The sequence below is a fragment of the Pseudomonas sp. Con_6 genome (assembly GCF_059379395.1).
Window position 1 is genome coordinate 5,836,156 of record NZ_CM182011.1, and the last position, 18,124, is coordinate 5,854,279.

Genomic DNA, 18,124 nt, shown 5'->3' on the forward strand with positions numbered 1-18,124 from the left:
TTCACTCCAGTGCCGTCCATCTTGGGGCTGCCACACACGTACCGGCAATGACGGGCGTCCCAGGAGCAACATCCTGCGAGGTTCGCAGGCAGTGTTGCTTGCCCGGGTTGTAAATGACCCGCGTTCCGGAAACCGGCAACCATAGCTGGCTCGAGCTGTTCGCACAGGCGGCCACCACCACTTGTCCATTCGCAGCCACATCCAGGCATTGTGTCCCTTGGCGGGCCTGCAATGCGAAGATGTCGGTCCGATTCAGAAGCTGGTCGGCATTCGCTCCACACTCGCCCAGCCTGGCGTCCTTGCTCTCTCCGGGCAAATCCAGACACTGACCGCTGGTGTCATGCTTCAAGCGGAACGAGGGATGATCAAACATATTGGCGCTGGCCAGGCAGTCCTGCTGCTCGGTGCAAACCGTGCGCGCAATGGCCTTGCAATTGCCATAGGGATAGCTAGTGGTCGACTGCGGGGCGATTTCACCGTTCGCCAACGGCTGGAAAAACACGGCAGCTGTCGACGGTACGGCGGTGCAGGAAGGGTGCTGCTCGTTGCCCTGTGCGAAATCTTCGAGGAACGATACGGTCTGCGCCTTCAAGCGACCCCAGGTATTAGGCGTCTGGATTATCGCGACCCTGGTGGTGACCCCATTACTGTCATCACGTACCGAAAGCTGGAAACTCCCGGGATGGAGGCGCTTCAATAGAAACACGTATTTCACCCCCGGTTTCCATTGATAGACCATCCAGCATTGGACACCCGAACCTTCGTGATTGAAAAAGCCGCAGTTCACCCCCGCCCCCGGAGAGTCCCACCTGATTGCGTTCCAGATCGAAAAGTTGATGCGTTTCTCATTCGTCCTGACCTGCTGCAATCCCGCATAACCTCCATCGCCCCCATGGATATAAAACTGAGTCGCCCAAAAGGTCCGACCGTTGTAACCCGGCTCGGTAGCGATCAGCAGCGGAAACTCCATCTCGTTGTAACCGTCGCTGTTTTCAGGAAACCAGCGATCCACGGCAACCATTCCACCCGCAATGACACGTGGTGAATCAGAAGCTGCCTGGACCTGGAGGCACGATCCGAGCGACAAGGCGAGCAAAAAAGCGAACCAGCAGAAAAATCGATCCATGAGCATGCTCCTGGGAAGTGGGAGATAAGCCGCTGTACTGCTGATTAAGCGCGCTGGTCATGAGCATGCGAGCGTTGCCCGCCGGTGTAAACTGGTAGAACTATCAGGTCGTATCGAATTCAATACACCGTACTGAATTCGATACAAACAATTGTAACGACGCTATAACAAGGCGTTGATCTCGCGAAACATTCTCTGGACGCTACATCTGTATCGTTTTCATTACATCAATTTTCAAAAATGGTCAGGAAAACATAGCCAGACCCCTTATTTACGTGGCTTCCCGCGACATGGCCGCAAACTTGCTATGGAAATTCCAGCCCCGGCCTGCCGTGTTCATCCGGCGGGCCACTACCGCATCCGGCCGCACCGACGGCCTTCGAGGAGTTTCCATGAGCGAGTTGCGTTTTACCGAAGATCACGAGTGGCTGCGTGCCGAAGCCGACGGCAGCGTGACCGTGGGCATCACCGCCTTTGCCCAGAATGCCCTGGGCGACGTGGTCTATGTGCAACTGCCGGAACTGCAGCACTACGCCAAGGGCGCCGAAGCCTCCACCGTTGAATCAGTAAAAGCTGCCAGCGGCGTGTACATGCCACTGGACGGCGATGTGGTAGCGGTCAACGACCTGCTCGACTCCAATCCCGAACTGGTAAACGAAGACCCGCTGGGCGAAGGCTGGTTCTTCCGTTTCGTCCCGGCCGACACCGGCGCCCTCGCCGGGCTGCTGGACCAGGACGCCTACGACCGCCTGCTCAAAGCCAACGACGACGCCTGAGGAGGCCGCCATGACCGTCAATCTCGGCACCGCCAACGAATTCATCGCCCGCCATATCGGCCCACGCCAGGCCGATGAACAGGCCATGCTCGCCACCCTCGGCTTCGACTCGCTGGACGCCATGAGCGCCGCAGTCATCCCCGACAGCATCAAAGGCACCAGCGTTCTCGACATGGGCGCCGGCCAAAGCGAGGCCGACGCCCTCGCCGCGCTGAAGGCCATCGCCGACAAGAACCAGCTGTTCAAGAGCTTCATCGGCCAGGGCTACTACAACTGCCACACCCCGGCACCGATCCTGCGCAACCTCCTGGAAAACCCGGCCTGGTACACCGCCTACACCCCGTATCAACCCGAGATTTCACAAGGTCGCCTGGAAGCCCTGCTGAACTTCCAGACGCTGATCAGCGACCTGACCGGCCTGCCGATCGCCAACGCCTCCCTGCTCGACGAAGCCACCGCCGTCGCCGAGGCCATGACCTTCTGCAAGCGCCTGAGCAAGAACAAAGGCAGCCATGCCTTCTTCGCTTCCGTGCATTGCCATCCGCAGACCCTCGACGTGCTGCGCACCCGTGCCGAACCGCTCGGCATCGAAGTAGTGGTGGGCGATGAACGCGAGCTGACCGACGTCAGCCGCTTCTTCGGCGCCGTGCTGCAGTACCCGGCGAGCAGCGGTGACGTCTTCGACTATCGCGAGCTGGTGGAGCGTTTCCACTCCGCCAATGCCCTGGTCGCCGTGGCCGCCGACCTGCTGGCCCTGACCCTGCTGACTCCGCCGGGCGAATTCGGCGCCGACGTGGCCATCGGCAGCGCCCAGCGCTTCGGTGTCCCGCTGGGCTTCGGTGGCCCGCACGCCGCCTACTTCGCCACCCGTGACGCATTCAAGCGCGACATGCCGGGTCGCCTGGTCGGTGTATCCATCGACCGCTTCGGCAAGACCGCATTGCGCCTGGCAATGCAGACCCGCGAACAGCACATCCGCCGCGAGAAGGCCACCAGCAACATCTGCACCGCGCAGGTGCTGCTGGCCAACATCGCCAGCATGTACGCCGTCTACCACGGCCCGCAGGGCCTGAAGCAAATCGCCGCGCGCACCCACCAACTGACCGCGATCCTCGCGGCGGGCCTCAAGGCGCTGGGCGTCACGGTAGAAACCGCGAGCTTCTTCGACACCCTGACCCTGAACACGGCCGCCGACACCACCGCACTGCACGACAAGGCCCGCGCCCTGGGCTTCAACCTGCGCCAGATCGATGCTGCACGCGTCGGCCTGTCGCTGGATGAAACCAGCCGCCAGGAAGATGTTGAAGCGCTGTGGAGCCTGTTCGCCAACGGCCAGGCCCTGCCGGACTTCGCCGCCCTCACCGCGAGCACCGCAGCACAGCTGCCGGCCGCCCTGCTGCGCCAGTCGGCGATCCTCGAGCACCCGGTGTTCAACCGCTACCACAGCGAAACCGAGCTGATGCGCTACCTGCGCCGCCTGGCCGACAAGGACCTGGCGCTGGACCGCACCATGATTCCGCTGGGCTCCTGCACCATGAAGCTCAACGCCGCCAGCGAGATGATCCCGGTGACCTGGGCCGAGTTCGGCAACCTGCACCCGTTCGCCCCGGCCGAACAGAGCCAGGGCTACCAGCAACTGACCTCCGAGCTGGAAGCCATGCTCTGCGCCGCTACCGGCTACGACGCCGTGTCGCTGCAGCCGAACGCCGGTTCCCAGGGCGAGTACGCGGGCCTGCTGGCGATCCGCGCCTACCACCAGAGCCGTGGCGACGCCCGCCGCGACATCTGCCTGATCCCGTCCTCGGCCCACGGCACCAACCCGGCTACCGCGCACATGGCCGGCATGCGCGTGGTGGTGACCGCCTGTGACGCCCGCGGCAACGTCGACATCGACGACCTGCGCGCCAAGGCCATCGAGCACCGCGAACACCTCGCCGCACTGATGATCACCTACCCGTCGACCCACGGCGTGTTCGAGGAAGCCATCGGCGAAATCTGCGGGATCATCCACGACAATGGCGGCCAGGTGTACATCGACGGCGCCAACATGAACGCCATGGTCGGCCTCTGCGCCCCGGGCAAGTTCGGCGGCGACGTCTCGCACCTGAACCTGCACAAGACCTTCTGCATCCCTCACGGCGGTGGCGGCCCGGGCGTCGGCCCGATCGGTGTCAAATCTCACCTGGCGCCGTTCCTGCCGGGTCACGGGCACATGGACAACAAGCAGGGCGCGGTCTGCGCGGCGCCGTTCGGCAGCGCCAGCATCCTGCCGATCACCTGGATGTACATCCGCATGATGGGTGGCGCCGGCCTCAAGCGTGCGTCGCAGATGGCGATCCTCAACGCCAACTACATCGCCCGTCGCCTGGAAGAGCACTATCCTGTCCTCTACACCGGCAGCAACGGCCTGGTGGCGCACGAGTGCATCCTCGACCTGCGTCCGCTCAAGGACACCAGCGGCATCAGCGTCGACGACGTGGCCAAGCGCCTGATCGACTTTGGCTTCCACGCCCCGACCATGTCCTTCCCTGTGGCCGGCACGCTGATGATCGAACCGACCGAAAGCGAGTCCAAGGAAGAACTGGACCGCTTCTGCAACGCGATGATCCGCATCCGCGAAGAGATTCGCGCGGTGGAGAACGGCAGCCTGGACAAGGACGACAACCCGCTGAAGAACGCGCCGCACACTGCGGCCGAGCTGGTCGGCGAGTGGGCCCACGGCTACAGCCGCGAGCAGGCGGTGTATCCGTTGCCGTCGCTGGTGGAAGGCAAGTACTGGCCGCCGGTCGGTCGGGTGGACAACGTGTTCGGGGATCGCAACCTGGTGTGCGCTTGTCCTTCGATCGAGAGCTACCAGGACGCCTGAGTTCACTTGTCGGCCTCATCGCCGGCAAGCCGGCTCCCACAGGGATCGCATGCACCGCGGCCCCTGTGGGAGCTGGCTTGCCAGCGATAAGGCCCTGAATCACTCCTTGGAGGATCAAGCCATGTCACTGAGCGTCTTCGACCTGTTCAAGATCGGCATCGGCCCCTCCAGCTCCCATACCGTCGGTCCGATGCGCGCTGCTGCGCGCTTCGCCGAAGGGCTGCGGCGTGATGGTCTTCTAACTACCACGCACAGCGTCAAGGTCGAGCTGTACGGCTCGCTCGGCGCTACCGGCAAGGGCCACGGCAGCGACAAGGCCGTGCTCCTGGGCCTTGAGGGCGAGCATCCCGACAGCGTCGACACCGACAGCATTCCCGCCCGCCTGCAGGCCATCCGCGACAGCGGCCGACTCACCCTGCTGGGCGAGCACCCCATCGATTTCCACGAAAAACAGCACCTGGCGATGATCCGCAAGCCGCTGGACTACCACCCCAACGGCATGATCTTCCGCGCCTTCGACAGCGCTGGCCTGCAGATCCGCAGCCGTGAGTATTACTCGGTGGGCGGCGGTTTCGTGGTCGACGAGGACGCCGCCGGGGCCAACCGTATCGTCGAGGACAAGACACCGCTGGCCTGGCCGTTCAAGACCGCCAAGGAACTGCTGACGCACTGCACCACGCAGCACCTGTCGATCAGCCAGGTGATGCTCGCCAACGAAGCGGCCTGGCGTCCGGAAAGCGAGACCCGAGCCGGCCTGCTGAATATCTGGCAGGTGATGCAGGACTGCGTCAGCGCCGGCTGTCGCCACGAAGGCATCCTGCCCGGCGGCCTAAAAGTCAAACGGCGCGCCCCGGCGCTGTACCGCCAACTCAGCTCGAGCCCGGAAGCCAGCCTGCGTGACGCTCTCTCGGTGCTGGACTGGGTCAACCTCTACGCCCTCGCGGTGAACGAGGAAAACGCCTTCGGCGGCCGGGTGGTCACCGCGCCGACCAACGGCGCTGCCGGGATAGTCCCGGCGGTTCTGCACTACTACATGCGCTTCATCCCCGGAGCCAACGAAGACGGCGTGGTGCGCTTCCTGCTCACCGCCGCCGCCATCGGCATCCTCTATAAGGAAAACGCTTCGATTTCAGGCGCCGAAGTCGGCTGCCAGGGCGAAGTCGGCGTGGCCTGTTCCATGGCCGCCGGCGCCCTGTGCGAGGTCATGGGCGGCAGCGTGCAGCAGGTGGAGAACGCCGCCGAGATCGGCATGGAACATAACCTGGGCCTGACGTGCGACCCCATCGGGGGACTGGTCCAGGTGCCCTGCATCGAGCGCAACGCCATGGGCTCGGTGAAGGCGATCAACGCGGTGCGCATGGCCTTGCGTGGCGACGGGCAGCACTTCGTGTCCCTCGACAAGGTCATCCGCACCATGCGCCAGACCGGCGCCGACATGAAAAGCAAATACAAGGAGACCGCCCGCGGCGGTCTGGCCGTCAACATCATCGAATGCTGACACCCCATTGAAACCCAGGAGTACCACATGTCCACCGAAACACTGCTGAAAACCCCGCTGCACGCCCTGCACCTGGAACTCGGCGCGCGCATGGTGCCCTTCGCCGGCTACGACATGCCGGTCCAGTACCCGCTGGGCGTGATGAAGGAACACCTGCACACCCGCGAACAGGCCGGCCTGTTCGACGTTTCGCACATGGGCCAGATCCGCCTGCGCGGCGCCGATGCGGCCAAGGCCCTGGAAAGCCTGGTGCCAGTGGACATCATCGACCTCCCGGTCGGCATGCAGCGCTACGCCATGTTCACCAACGAACAGGGCGGCATTCTTGACGACCTGATGGTCGCCAACCTCGGTGATGGTGAGCTGTTCCTGGTGGTCAACGCCGCGTGCAAGGACCAGGACCTTGCCCACCTGCGCCAGCACATCGGCAGCCAATGCGAGATCGAAGCACTGTTCGAGGAACGTGCGCTGCTGGCCCTGCAGGGTCCGGCCGCGGTCAAGGTGCTGGAGCGCCTGGCGCCACAGGTGGCGAAGATGACCTTCATGCAGTTCGCCCCGGTGCAGTTGCTGGGTGAGGACTGCTACGTCAGCCGCTCCGGCTACACCGGCGAAGACGGCTACGAGATCTCCGTGCCGGCGCACAAGGCCGAGGCCCTGGCCCGCCGCCTGCTGGAAGAACCGGAAGTCGCCGCCATCGGCCTCGGCGCCCGCGACTCGCTGCGCCTGGAAGCCGGTCTGTGCCTGTACGGGCACGACATGAACAGCCAGACCACCCCGGTCGAAGCCAGCCTGCTTTGGGCCGTGTCCAAGCCACGCCGTGCCGATGGCGCGCGCGCCGGTGGCTTCCCGGGGGCTGCCCGGGTCTTCGCCCAGCAGCAGGGTGGCGTAACGCGCAAGCGCGTCGGACTATTGCCACAGGAGCGCACGCCAGTACGAGAAGACGCAGAGATCGTCGACGAGGCCGGTACGGTCATCGGCCGGGTATGCAGCGGCGGCTTCGGTCCAACCTTGGGCGCACCGGTAGCCATGGGTTACCTGGACAGCACGCATAGCGCTCTCGATACCCAGGTCTGGGCGGTCGTGCGAGGCAAGCGCGTGGCGATGAAAGTCAGCAAGATGCCGTTCGTTGCGCAGCGTTACTACCGCGGTTGAGCGCACGACAAAATGTGTCATGGTGCGTTCGGGATATTCGATTTCGAACGCCCTTTCAAACTTTCGAACATGAGCTTGGGCAAGCATCGAAAAAACATCGTAAAAATCCGCCCAAACGCATCTGAAAGGCTGAAAACCAGCGGTCTGCGGGGCTTGTGTTTCCCGGGAGAGTTAGCGTAGAGTCAGCGGACTGTGTTTGCATGGGTCGCTATAGTTCGTGGCCTGGACAGTAGCCTGAGATTCGCTACACAACGTTCGACGTCTCTTACTTTCCTGCAACCCAGCCCAGTACGCTTTCATTACATTTCAATGAAAGAAGCTGTTATCACAATTCAAGTTTCAAAGGAAATTAAGACATGTCTCAACGTCAGAGCGGTACCGTCAAGTGGTTTAACGACGAAAAGGGTTTCGGTTTCATCACTCCTGAGAGCGGTCCGGATCTGTTCGTGCACTTCCGCGCTATCCAGGGCAACGGCTTCAAGACCCTGAAAGAAGGGCAGAAAGTGACCTTCATCGCTGTGCAAGGCCAGAAAGGCATGCAAGCTGATGAGGTCATCGCTGAAGCCTAAGTCTTCGCGATCCCCGAAAGCCCCTGTCAATGACAGGGGCTTTTTTTTGCGCGCAATTCCGTAGAATGCACGTTTTTTGCGCCAGGAGCTTCACCCAATGCCGAAACCACTGCTCCAGCCACAGGGCGACTTCCCGGTTGCCGGACTGGGCCGCCGCCTTGCGGCGATGTTCTATGATTTCCTCCTTTGCGTTGCCCTGCTGATGGTCACCACCCTGGTCTACAAGATGATCCAGATGTCCATCATCGGCGAAACGCAGATGCGGGCAATGACCGAAGCCGGCGCCCTGGACGGCGATCCGCTGCTCTCGACGATCCTGGTGTTCGCCTTGTTCGGCTTCTTCGCCAAGTTCTGGACCCATGGCGGCCAGACCCTGGGCATGCAGGTGTGGGGCGTGCGGGTGCAGAACGCCGACGGCAGCGCCATCAGCCTGTGGCAGGCGTTGCTGCGTTTCGTCGTTTCGATAGGCTCGTGGCTGTGCCTGGGGCTTGGGTTCTTCTGGGTGTTGATCGACAAGCGCAAGCGCAGCTGGCATGACATGTATTCCGAGACGCAACTGGTGCGGATCCCCAAGCGCAAGAAGTGATGGTGTTCTTTCGGGCCTCATCGCAGACAGCAGCAATGAAAAAGCCGACCTCGATGGGCCGGCTTTTTCATTGCTGCGAGAAGCGGATCATCCCGCCCTGCGCAACAACCACACACCTGCCAGCGCACAGATCCCTGCCGGCAGCAGCACCGCCAGCAGCGGCGGGAAGCCGAACACCTGGCTGGATGGCCCCAGCAGGTCCTGGGCGATACGGAACACGAAGCCCACCAGCACGCCAGTGAACACACGCTGGCCAAGAGTCACCGAACGCAGCGGACCGAAGATGAACGAGATCGCCATCAGCACCAGCGCCGCAGTCACGAGCGGCTGCAAGACCTTGGTCCAGAACGCCAACCAGTAGCGATCATTGTTAAGGCCTTGGTCGGACAGGTAGTGGATATAGTCCCACAGCCCGGTGATCGACAGCGATTCCGGTGCCATCACCACGGTATTCAGCAGTTGCGGGGTCAGGGCGACGTCCCAGCGCTCTTCCGGGGTCTTCACCACCTCGGTGTGGTCGCCGCGGAACAGGGTGGTGGTAACGTCGGTGAGCTGCCAGTGATCCTGCTGGTACTGCGCGCGACGGGCGAAGCTGGACGACTGCATATGCCGCTCGCTATCGAAGCGATAACGGGTGACACCCAACAGCAATCCGTTCGGCTGCACGGTGTTGATGTGAACGAATTCCTCGCCCTGACGGTGCCACAGACCGCGCTTGGACGTCTGCGCCTCGCCCCCGCCTTGGGCCAGGGAACGATCGGCCTGGGCCTTGTTCTCGGTAACCGGCGCAACGTATTCACCGATCAGCACGCCGGCCAGCATGAGTACCAGCATCGGCTTCATCACCGCCCAGACGATCCGGCCGATGGACACGCCGGCGGCGCGCATGATGGTCAGTTCGCTGTTGCTGGCCAGGCTGCCGAGGCCGATCAGGCAGCCGATCAGGCCTGCCATCGGCAACATGTCGTAGAGGCGGCGCGGCGCGGTCATGGCGACGAACTGACCGGCGTTCCACAGGGTGTAGGTGTCGCTGATGTCGCTCATTTCATCGATGAAGGCAAACAGGGATGCCAGACCGAGAATGATCCCCAGCACCGCGAGAATCGCCATGAATACACTGCTGCCGATGTAACCGTCGAGCTTACGCACGGGCCACCTCCGCACGACGCGCGCTCAGTTTCAGGCGCAGCGGCTCCCAGTACATGAGCCCCACGCCGATGAGCAGGAACAACCCGTGGACCGGCCACAGGCCCAGAGCCAGCGGGATCTTGCCTTTTTCCAGGGCGCCGCGGGCGGCAATCAGAATCGTCAGGTAAGCCATATACAGAAGAATCGCCGGCAGCAGCTTGAGGAAACGGCCCTGGCGCGGGTTGACGCGTGCCAGCGGCACCGCCATCAGGGTCACGATGAACACCAGCAACGGCAGCGAAAGACGCCACTGCAGCTCGGCGCGCTCGCGCGGGGCATCGCTCTTGAGCAGTTCGGAGGTCGGAATGGCCTCGCGCTCGGTGATGTCCTGGCTGACCTCCGGCTTGGGCAGCAGCACGCCGTAGGTGTCGTACTTGATCGCCCGGTAGTCGGCCTGGCCCGGATTGCCGTCGTAGCGGTAGCCGTTTTCCAGGATCAGGTAGCGGTTGCCGTCGGCCTGCACTTCCTGGCGGCCCTTCTCGGCCACCAGCACGCTGATGCCTCGGTCCTTGCTCTTGTCGGTGGAGAAACGCTTCTCGGAGATGAATACCCCGGCCAGGTTGGCGCGGTCATCCGACAGTTGCTCGGTGTAAGTCACCCGGGTCCCGTCACGCAGGGTCTGGAAGCGGCCCGGCACCAGGGTATCGAACTCGGTCAGGGCGTCCTGCTGGTTGATGATCTGGGCGACCTGGGCGACGCCCTGAGGCGCCAGGCTCAGGCTGATCCAGGCCACTATCACGGCAACCAGCGCGGCCGGCGCCATGGTCATGCGCAGCAGGCGTTGCTGGCTCATGCCGGTGGCGGACAGCACGGTCATCTCGCTTTCCAGGTACAGACGACCGTAGGCCAGCAGGATGCCGAGGAACAGCCCCAAGGGCAGGATCAGCTGCAGGAAGCCCGGCAGGCGATAGCCCATGATCATGAACAGCACGCCCGGATCGAGCATGCCTTGGGCGGCCTGGGCCAGGTATTTGATGAAGCGCCCGCTCATGATGATGACCAGCAGCACGGCGCTGACGGCACTCAAGGTCACGAGGACCTCGCGGGACAGATAACGGAAGACGATCAAACCAGACACTCCTGGGTTGTCAGGCTCGGACAGCCGAACAAGGAAAACGTTGCAACCAACATGAAGATAGTTGCCGGTGCGTCAATGCACCCGGACTTCGAAGTGCGCGCATTATCCTGTGATTGACCCTGCCTGTCACTTGGCACCGCGCAATGCTTGAAAACGGGGTTGTCAGCGGCGGCGCACCGGGCTCAAACTGGCGGCTTTGCGTCTGGCGCGCCACGGGCGGCCAGGTCGCTTCGAGCGCTTGCACAGACAACGCGCACTGACAGTTCATTCGGGGACCCTGACATGGAATTGGTTGTAAAAAGCGTAGCCGCAGCATCCTTGAAAACCGCCACCCTGGTCCTGCCCGTGGGCGAAGGCCGCAAGCTGGGCAGCAGCGCCAAGGCCATCGATGACGCCACCAAGGGCGCCCTGAGCGCCGCGCTCAAGCGCGGCGACATCGCCGGCAAGGTCGGCCAGACCCTGCTCCTGCCAGGCCTGCCGGGCTTGAAGGCGGAGCGCGTTCTGCTCGTCGGCAGCGGCAAGGACGACAGTCTGGGCGATCGCAGCTGGCGCAAGCTGGCCAACGCCGTGCTCGGCGTGCTCAAGAGCCTGGGCGGCGCCGACGCGGTGCTGGCCCTGGACGATATCGCCCTGGTCGGCCGCGACGCCCACTATGGCAAGGCCCGACTGCTGGCCGAGACCCTGCTCGACGGCGAATACGTGTTCGACCGCTTCAAGAGCCAGAAAGCCGAACCTCGTGCCCTGAAGAAAATCACCCTGCTCGCTGACAAGGCCGGCCTGGCCGACACCGAGCGCGCCGTGAAGCACGCCAGCGCCATCACCAACGGCATGCGCCTGACCCGCGACCTCGGCAACCTGCCACCGAACGTCTGCCACCCGAGCTTCCTCGCCGAAGAGGCGAAGAACCTGGGCAAGGCGTTCAAGGGCCTCAAGGTCGAAGTCCTCGACGAGAAGAAGATCAAGGACCTCGGCATGGGCGCGTTCTACGCCGTCGGCCAGGGTAGCGACCAGCCGCCACGCCTGATCGTCATGCAGTACCAGGGTGCGAAGAAGAGCGACAAGCCGTTCGTCCTCGTGGGCAAGGGCATCACCTTCGACACCGGTGGCATCAGCCTGAAGCCGGGCGCCGGCATGGACGAAATGAAGTTCGACATGTGTGGCGCCGCCAGCGTCTTCGGCACCCTGCGTGCCGTGCTGGAACTGCAGTTGCCGATCAACCTGGTGTGCCTGCTGGCCTGTGCCGAGAACATGCCGAGCGGCGGCGCCACCCGTCCGGGCGACATCGTCACCACCATGAGCGGGCAGACCGTGGAGATCCTCAACACCGACGCCGAAGGCCGCCTGGTGCTGTGCGACACCCTGACCTACGCCGAGCGCTTCAAACCGCAGGCGGTGATCGACATCGCCACCCTGACCGGCGCCTGCATCGTCGCCCTGGGCAGCCACACCTCGGGCCTGATGGGCAACAACGACGAACTGGTGGGGCAACTGCTCGACGCCGGCAAGCGTGCCGACGACCGCGCCTGGCAGTTGCCGCTGTTCGACGAGTACCAGGAACAGCTGGACAGTCCGTTCGCCGACATCGCCAACATCGGCGGGCCGAAGGCCGGCACCATCACCGCAGGCTGCTTCCTCTCGCGCTTCGCCAAGACCTACAGCTGGGCGCACCTGGACATCGCCGGTACCGCCTGGATCAGTGGCGGCAAGGACAAGGGCGCCACTGGCCGTCCGGTTCCGCTGCTGACCCAGTACCTGCTCGATCGCGCCAGCGCCTGACCGGATGCCGGCCGGTCCCGTGACCGGTCGGCGACTGCCTGATGAGCCAAGTCGACTTCTACATCCTGCCCACGCCCTCGCCCGCCGCGCGCCTGGACTTTGCCTGCAAGTTCTGCGAAAAGGCCTGGCGCCTCGGGCACCGGGTCTATCTGAACTGCAGCGACAGCGCCCAGCGCGAAGAACTGGATGCACGCCTCTGGGCCTTCAAGGGTGAGGCCTTCGTACCCCACAGCCACGCCGAGGCCGATGCTGCGGCAGCGGTGGCACTGGGCATCGGCGACGACCCCGGCGAACATCAGGACCTGCTGGTGAATCTCGACCTGAAGGTCCCGTCGTTCGCCGCGCGGTTCGCCCGCATCGCCGAAATCGTGATCGAGGATCCGGCGGTTCGCCAGGCGACCCGAGAGAGTTTCCGCTTCTACCGCGAACAGGGCTATGCTCTGCAAGATCACCGCTTACAGCGATTCTGACGACGATGGACAAACGCCCCCCCCTGCCACAATCCGCCCACCTGCTGGACGACCTGGAGTCGATCCGCCAGTTGCTGGGTGACGAAACCCTGCAACCGCCCCTGCTGACCGACACCGTGGAAGAACAGATCCCTCTGCTGCTCGAACCGGCCGAGGAGCTCGCGCCCGCCGAGCCTGCCGCAGCGCCCGTGGAAGAGGTCGATCCACAGACCCGTCGCCAGGACACCCTGCTGCACCTGGACGCCGAGCTGCGTGCCGCAGCGCAGTTGATCATGCAAGACGTGATCGACGATTTCGCCCCGCATATCGAGAACGAGATCAAGCGCCGTCTGGACGCCCGCCTCGAACGCCTGCTCAGCCAGTCTTCCTGATATCGCAAAACCCTGTGGGAGCGGGTTCATCCGCGATAGCGTCGGTGAACTCACTACCGTAATCGCGGGTAAACCCGCTCCCGCAGGGTCCGCGTCGCGCTTTTGAAGCCTCCCTGCTTGTCGCCTCGAACACCCGCCTCCGTTATACTTCCCGGCTTTCCCGAATAAATGCCATAGGGTCCCCCCGCGCATGGATAAGACCTACCAGCCGCACGCCATCGAAACCTCCTGGTACAACACCTGGGAGTCCAAGAATTACTTCGCCCCGCAAGGCGCGGGCGAGTCGTACACCATCATGATCCCGCCGCCGAACGTCACCGGCAGCCTGCACATGGGTCACGGCTTCAACAACGCGATCATGGACGCCCTGATCCGCTTCCGCCGCATGCAAGGCCGCAACACCCTGTGGCAGCCAGGCACCGACCACGCCGGTATCGCCACCCAGATGCTGGTGGAGCGCCAGCTCGAGGCCAAGGGCCAGAACCGTCACGACCTGGGCCGCGAGAAGTTCCTGGAGAAGGTCTGGGAATGGAAGGACCAGTCCGGTGGCAACATCAGCCGCCAGATCCGCCGCCTGGGCTCGTCCGTGGACTGGAGCCGCGAGCGCTTCACCATGGACGACGGCCTGTCCGAAGCGGTCAAGGAAGCCTTCGTGCGCCTGCATGAAGACGGCCTGATCTACCGTGGCAAGCGTCTGGTCAACTGGGATACCAAGCTGCACACGGCCATTTCCGACCTCGAAGTGGAAAACCACGACGAGAAAGGCCACCTGTGGAACCTGCGCTACCCGCTGGCCGACGGCGCCAAGACCGCCGAAGGCAAGGACTATCTGGTGGTCGCCACCACCCGTCCGGAAACCATGCTGGGTGACGCCGCCGTCGCCGTGAACCCGAACGACGAGCGCTACCAGGCCCTGATCGGCAAGTTCGTCGAACTGCCGCTGGTCGGCCGCCGCATCCCGATCATCGCCGACGACTACTGCGACCCCGAGTTCGGTACCGGCTGCGTGAAGATCACCCCGGCCCACGACTTCAACGACTATGAAGTCGGCAAGCGCCACAGCCTGCCGCTGCTGAACATCTTCGACAAGAACGCGATGGTTCTGCCGGCCGCCCAGGTGTTCAACCTCGACGGCAGCGTCAACGAAGCCATCGACGGCAGCCTGCCGCAGCAGTACGCCGGTCTCGACCGTTTCGTCGCGCGCAAGCAGATCGTCGCCGACTTCGACGCCCTGGGCCTGCTGGTCAGCGTCGACGACCACGCCCTGAAAGTACCGAAGGGCGACCGCTCCGGCACCGTCATCGAGCCGTGGCTGACCGACCAGTGGTACGTCTCCACCAAGCCGCTGGCCGAACCTGCCATCGCCGCCGTGGAAGACGGCCGCATCCAGTTCGTGCCCAAGCAGTACGAGAACATGTACTTCTCCTGGATGCGCGATATCCAGGACTGGTGCATCAGCCGTCAGCTGTGGTGGGGCCACCGCATCCCGGCCTGGTACGACGAGTCCGGCAAGGTCTACGTCGGCCGCAGCGAGGAAGAAGTCCGCGCGAAGAACAACCTCGGCGCCGACGTGGTCCTGAACCAGGACAACGACGTCCTCGACACCTGGTTCAGCTCCGGCCTGTGGACCTTCTCCACCCTCGGCTGGCCGCAGCAGACCGAATTCCTCAAGACCTTCCACTCCACCGACGTGCTGGTCACCGGCTTCGACATCATCTTCTTCTGGGTCGCCCGGATGATCATGCTGACCATGCACCTGGTGAAGAACGAGGACGGTACCCCGCAGGTTCCGTTCAAGACCGTGTACGTCCACGGCCTGGTCCGCGATGGCCAGGGCCAGAAGATGTCCAAGTCCAAGGGCAACGTCCTCGACCCGCTGGACATCGTCGACGGCATCACCCTCGACGCCCTGCTGGAAAAACGCACCAGCGGCATGATGCAGCCCAAGCTGGCGGAGAAGATCGCCAAGCAGACCAAGGCCGAGTTCCCCGAAGGCATCGCCAGCTACGGCACCGACGCCCTGCGCTTCACCTTCTGCTCGCTGGCATCCACCGGTCGCGACATCAAGTTCGACATGGGCCGCGTCGAAGGCTACCGCAACTTCTGCAACAAGATCTGGAACGCCGCCCGCTACGTGCTGGACAAGGGCGAGGACTGCGGCCAGAACGGCGAGGCCTACGAGCTGTCGCTGGCCGACCGCTGGATCATCTCGCAGCTGCAGCGCACCGAAGCCGAAGTGACCCGCCAGCTGGAGCAGTTCCGCTTCGACCTGGCCGCCCAGGCTCTGTACGAATTCATCTGGAACCAGTACTGCGACTGGTACCTGGAACTGTCCAAGCCGGTGCTGTGGGACGAGAACGCCCCGGTCGAGCGCGCCCGCGGTACCCGTCGCACCCTGGTGCGCGTGCTGGAAGTGGCGCTGCGCCTGGCCCATCCGTTCATGCCGTTCATCACCGAGGAAATCTGGCAGCGCCTGGCGCCGCTGGCTGGTATCGACGGCAAGACCATCATGCTGCAGCCATGGCCTGAAGCGAACGACAGCCGCATCGACGCCGCTGCCGAAAGCGACATCGAGTGGGTCAAGGAACTGATGCTGGGCGTGCGCAACATCCGCGCCGAGATGAACATCGGTCCGGGCAAGCCACTGCAGTTGTTCCTGAAGAACGCCACTGCCGAAGACCAGCGTCGTCTCAGCGAGAACGAAGCGCTGCTGAAGAAGCTGGCGAAGATCGAGTCGTTCACCGTGCTCGGCGAGCAGGACGAAGCCCCGCTCAGCGCCACCGCGCTGGTCGGCGACCTGCAGGTGCTGGTGCCGATGGCCGGCCTGATCGACAAGGATGCCGAACTGGCGCGCCTGAACAAGGAAATCCAGCGTCTGCAAGGCGAAGTCCAGCGCGTCGGCGGCAAGCTGTCCAACGCCGCCTTCGTCGACAAGGCCCCGCCGGCCGTGATCGACAAGGAGCGCGCCAAGCTGGCCGAGGCTGAACAGGCCCTGGCCAACTTCACCGAGCAGCACGCGCGGATCGCCGCCCTGTAAAGCGACGCGGCCCCTGTAGGAGCTGGCTTGCCTGCTCCTACAGATGAGCGCCAAATCAATCACCCATGCGGTGTTATAGAAGAGCGGGCTTGCCCGCTCTTGGCATTCATGACCATGACCAAACCCGACAAACCCACCCTGCACCCCCGCAACCGCCACCAGGGCCGCTACGACTTCCCGCAGTTGATCAAGAGCAGCCCGGAACTGGCGCGTTTCACCATCACCAACCCCTACGGCAAGCCGAGCATCGACTTCGCCGACCCGGAGGCGGTGCGGGTGTTCAACCGTGCGTTGCTCAAGGCCCAGTACGGTATCCAGTTCTGGGATATCCCCACCGACTACCTGTGCCCGCCGATTCCCGGGCGCGCCGACTACCTGCACGCCCTGGCCGACCTGCTGGCCGAAGAAAACGGTGGGGAAATCCCTCGTGGTGCGCAGGTCCAGGCGCTGGATATCGGTGTCGGTGCCAACTGCATCTACCCGCTGCTGGGCAATTCCGATTACCGCTGGCGCTTCGCCGGCTCGGACATCGACCCGGTGGCCCTGGCCTCGGCCAAGACCATCGTCCAGGCCAACCGCCTCGACAAGTTCATCAGCCTGCGCCAGCAGGGCAATCGCAAGCACATCCTCACGGGCCTGCTGGCCGCAGAGGAACGCTTCGACCTGACCCTGTGCAACCCCCCCTTCCACGCCTCGCGCGAGGAAGCTACCCGCGGCAGTCAGCGCAAGTGGCGCGCCCTGGGCAAGGCGGATCCGAAGCGCAAACTGCCAGTGCTGAACTTCGGCGGGCAGAACAACGAGCTGTGGTGCGAAGGCGGCGAGATCCGTTTCGTCACCCAACTGGTGCAGGAGAGCAAGGCGCTGGGCCAGCAAGTGCTGTGGTTCAGCAGCCTGGTGTCGAAAGCATCCAACCTGCCCGGCATCGAGGCGGCGCTGAAGAAGGCCGGCGCGGTCGAGCAGCGGGTACTGGAGATGGGCCAGGGACAGAAGCAGAGCCGACTGGTGGCCTGGACCTTCCAGGACGCACAGGCGCGCCAGCAATGGTGCCGACAGCGCTTCCAGAACAAGTGAAACGCAAACGGCAGGCATGAAAAAACCGCGTCAGGCTCGCACCCGGCGCGGTTTTTTTTCGAGCGGTCTACAACTTACTTGTTGACTGCGTCGGTCAGCACTTTGGCTGGAACGAACTTCACGACTTTCTTGGCGGCGATTTCGATGGCAGCGCCAGTCGAAGGGTTGCGGCCGGTACGGGCAGGACGCTCGGTGATTTTCAGCTTGCCAATGCCTGGCAGGGTGATTTCGGCGCCGTTTTCCAGTTGATCAGCAACGATCTGGCCCAGTTGCTCCAGAGCATTACGCGCGGTGGTTTTCGGCGCGTCGATAGCTTCAGCGATATCGGCGATCAGTTGGTCTTTGGTCAATGCCATGGTGATGTTCCTTCCCTAATCAAATTCAGTGGGTTTGCAGAGTGCCGCGTCAGCCATCGGTTCCGGCGCCGCGAATTGGCGGTGGCCGGGATACATCCATTTTGCCAATCGCGTATGTAGATACCTAAAAATGCGATTGGTTCGACGGGACGCCAGCGGTCTGCCAGCACTGCGCCGCACGGGGGGCGCAAGACCGGGCAAAAC

General features: G+C 63.5%; 15 protein-coding genes. 11 read left to right on the plus strand and 4 right to left on the minus strand.

What is annotated here, in order from left to right; genetic code table 11:
• Window position 1 precedes the first annotated feature (1 nt).
• Window positions 2–1,126 (minus strand): DUF3472 domain-containing protein, encoded by a 1,125-nt coding sequence (locus AC5QPF_RS26295; RefSeq protein WP_494960577.1) that lies wholly within the window; start codon window positions 1,124–1,126, stop codon window positions 2–4.
• A gap of 392 nt (window positions 1,127–1,518) precedes the next feature.
• On the opposite strand from AC5QPF_RS26295, the gene gcvH reads away from it, so the two are divergent.
• The 6 genes from gcvH to AC5QPF_RS26325 all read left to right on the plus strand — a co-directional run bounded on the left by gcvH (window position 1,519) and on the right by AC5QPF_RS26325 (window position 8,573).
• Window positions 1,519–1,902, plus strand: a complete 384-nt coding sequence (gene gcvH / locus AC5QPF_RS26300) for a glycine cleavage system protein GcvH (protein ID WP_494960578.1) — start codon at window positions 1,519–1,521, stop codon at window positions 1,900–1,902.
• Between the two features lie 10 nt (window positions 1,903–1,912).
• On the plus strand, window positions 1,913–4,768 hold the full coding sequence (gene gcvP / locus AC5QPF_RS26305; RefSeq protein WP_494960579.1) for an aminomethyl-transferring glycine dehydrogenase: 2,856 nt from the start codon (window positions 1,913–1,915) through the stop codon (window positions 4,766–4,768).
• Between the two features lie 121 nt (window positions 4,769–4,889).
• A complete protein-coding gene (locus AC5QPF_RS26310; protein ID WP_494960580.1) occupies window positions 4,890–6,266 on the plus strand; it encodes an L-serine ammonia-lyase in 1,377 nt (458 codons plus the stop codon).
• Window positions 6,267–6,293: 27 nt separating this feature from the next.
• A complete protein-coding gene (gene gcvT / locus AC5QPF_RS26315; RefSeq protein ID WP_494960581.1) occupies window positions 6,294–7,418 on the plus strand; it encodes a glycine cleavage system aminomethyltransferase GcvT in 1,125 nt (374 codons plus the stop codon).
• Window positions 7,419–7,774: 356 nt separating this feature from the next.
• Window positions 7,775–7,987 carry a cold shock domain-containing protein gene (locus AC5QPF_RS26320; RefSeq protein ID WP_494960582.1) on the plus strand — a complete coding sequence of 71 codons (213 nt, stop codon included), beginning with the start codon at window positions 7,775–7,777 and terminating at the stop codon, window positions 7,985–7,987.
• Between the two features lie 97 nt (window positions 7,988–8,084).
• Complete coding sequence (locus AC5QPF_RS26325; protein WP_494960583.1) at window positions 8,085–8,573, plus strand: RDD family protein; 489 nt, start codon at window positions 8,085–8,087, stop codon at window positions 8,571–8,573.
• 87 nt (window positions 8,574–8,660) lie between these two features.
• Here AC5QPF_RS26325 and lptG read toward each other — a convergent pair whose 3' ends face one another.
• The gene (gene lptG, locus AC5QPF_RS26330; RefSeq protein ID WP_494960584.1) at window positions 8,661–9,722 is read right to left on the minus strand and encodes an LPS export ABC transporter permease LptG; all 1,062 of its coding nucleotides are present in this window, start codon (window positions 9,720–9,722) and stop codon (window positions 8,661–8,663) included.
• Entirely contained in the window at window positions 9,715–10,830 is a 1,116-nt protein-coding gene (gene lptF / locus AC5QPF_RS26335; protein WP_494960585.1) for an LPS export ABC transporter permease LptF, read from the minus strand. The genes lptG and lptF overlap by 8 nt, the downstream gene beginning before the upstream one ends.
• Before the next feature lie 291 nt (window positions 10,831–11,121).
• Here lptF and AC5QPF_RS26340 point away from each other — a divergent pair, with 291 nt between their 5' ends.
• The 5 genes from AC5QPF_RS26340 (at window position 11,122) to rlmF (ending at window position 17,564) form a co-directional block, all read left to right on the plus strand.
• Window positions 11,122–12,615 (plus strand): leucyl aminopeptidase, encoded by a 1,494-nt coding sequence (locus tag AC5QPF_RS26340; protein WP_494960586.1) that lies wholly within the window; start codon window positions 11,122–11,124, stop codon window positions 12,613–12,615.
• 41 nt (window positions 12,616–12,656) lie between these two features.
• A complete protein-coding gene (locus AC5QPF_RS26345) occupies window positions 12,657–13,085 on the plus strand; it encodes a DNA polymerase III subunit chi (protein WP_494960587.1) in 429 nt (142 codons plus the stop codon).
• A gap of 5 nt (window positions 13,086–13,090) precedes the next feature.
• Window positions 13,091–13,456, plus strand: coding sequence for a DNA polymerase III subunit chi (locus AC5QPF_RS26350; RefSeq protein WP_494960588.1), 366 nt, complete (start codon window positions 13,091–13,093; stop codon window positions 13,454–13,456).
• 190 nt (window positions 13,457–13,646) lie between these two features.
• The gene (locus AC5QPF_RS26355; RefSeq protein WP_494960589.1) at window positions 13,647–16,493 is read left to right on the plus strand and encodes a valine--tRNA ligase; all 2,847 of its coding nucleotides are present in this window, start codon (window positions 13,647–13,649) and stop codon (window positions 16,491–16,493) included.
• 114 nt (window positions 16,494–16,607) lie between these two features.
• Window positions 16,608–17,564, plus strand: a complete 957-nt coding sequence (gene rlmF / locus AC5QPF_RS26360; protein WP_494960590.1) for a 23S rRNA (adenine(1618)-N(6))-methyltransferase RlmF — start codon at window positions 16,608–16,610, stop codon at window positions 17,562–17,564.
• Window positions 17,565–17,638: 74 nt separating this feature from the next.
• Here rlmF and AC5QPF_RS26365 read toward each other — a convergent pair whose 3' ends face one another.
• The gene (locus AC5QPF_RS26365; RefSeq protein ID WP_330074842.1) at window positions 17,639–17,920 is read right to left on the minus strand and encodes an HU family DNA-binding protein; all 282 of its coding nucleotides are present in this window, start codon (window positions 17,918–17,920) and stop codon (window positions 17,639–17,641) included.
• Window positions 17,921–18,124 lie beyond the last annotated feature (204 nt).

Bases quoted from the DNA above. Each gene is read 5' to 3' on its own strand.
- AC5QPF_RS26295 (WP_494960577.1), bottom strand. From the start codon at position 1,126: ATGGATCGATTTTTCTGCTGGTTCGCTTTTTTGCTCGCCTTGTCGCTC.
- gcvH (WP_494960578.1), top strand. From the start codon at position 1,519: ATGAGCGAGTTGCGTTTTACCGAAGATCACGAGTGGCTGCGTGCCGAA.
- gcvP (WP_494960579.1), top strand. From the start codon at position 1,913: ATGACCGTCAATCTCGGCACCGCCAACGAATTCATCGCCCGCCATATC.
- AC5QPF_RS26310 (WP_494960580.1), top strand. From the start codon at position 4,890: ATGTCACTGAGCGTCTTCGACCTGTTCAAGATCGGCATCGGCCCCTCC.
- gcvT (WP_494960581.1), top strand. From the start codon at position 6,294: ATGTCCACCGAAACACTGCTGAAAACCCCGCTGCACGCCCTGCACCTG.
- AC5QPF_RS26320 (WP_494960582.1), top strand. From the start codon at position 7,775: ATGTCTCAACGTCAGAGCGGTACCGTCAAGTGGTTTAACGACGAAAAG.
- AC5QPF_RS26325 (WP_494960583.1), top strand. From the start codon at position 8,085: ATGCCGAAACCACTGCTCCAGCCACAGGGCGACTTCCCGGTTGCCGGA.
- AC5QPF_RS26340 (WP_494960586.1), top strand. From the start codon at position 11,122: ATGGAATTGGTTGTAAAAAGCGTAGCCGCAGCATCCTTGAAAACCGCC.
- AC5QPF_RS26345 (WP_494960587.1), top strand. From the start codon at position 12,657: ATGAGCCAAGTCGACTTCTACATCCTGCCCACGCCCTCGCCCGCCGCG.
- AC5QPF_RS26350 (WP_494960588.1), top strand. From the start codon at position 13,091: ATGGACAAACGCCCCCCCCTGCCACAATCCGCCCACCTGCTGGACGAC.
- AC5QPF_RS26355 (WP_494960589.1), top strand. From the start codon at position 13,647: ATGGATAAGACCTACCAGCCGCACGCCATCGAAACCTCCTGGTACAAC.
- rlmF (WP_494960590.1), top strand. From the start codon at position 16,608: ATGACCAAACCCGACAAACCCACCCTGCACCCCCGCAACCGCCACCAG.
- AC5QPF_RS26365 (WP_330074842.1), bottom strand. From the start codon at position 17,920: ATGGCATTGACCAAAGACCAACTGATCGCCGATATCGCTGAAGCTATC.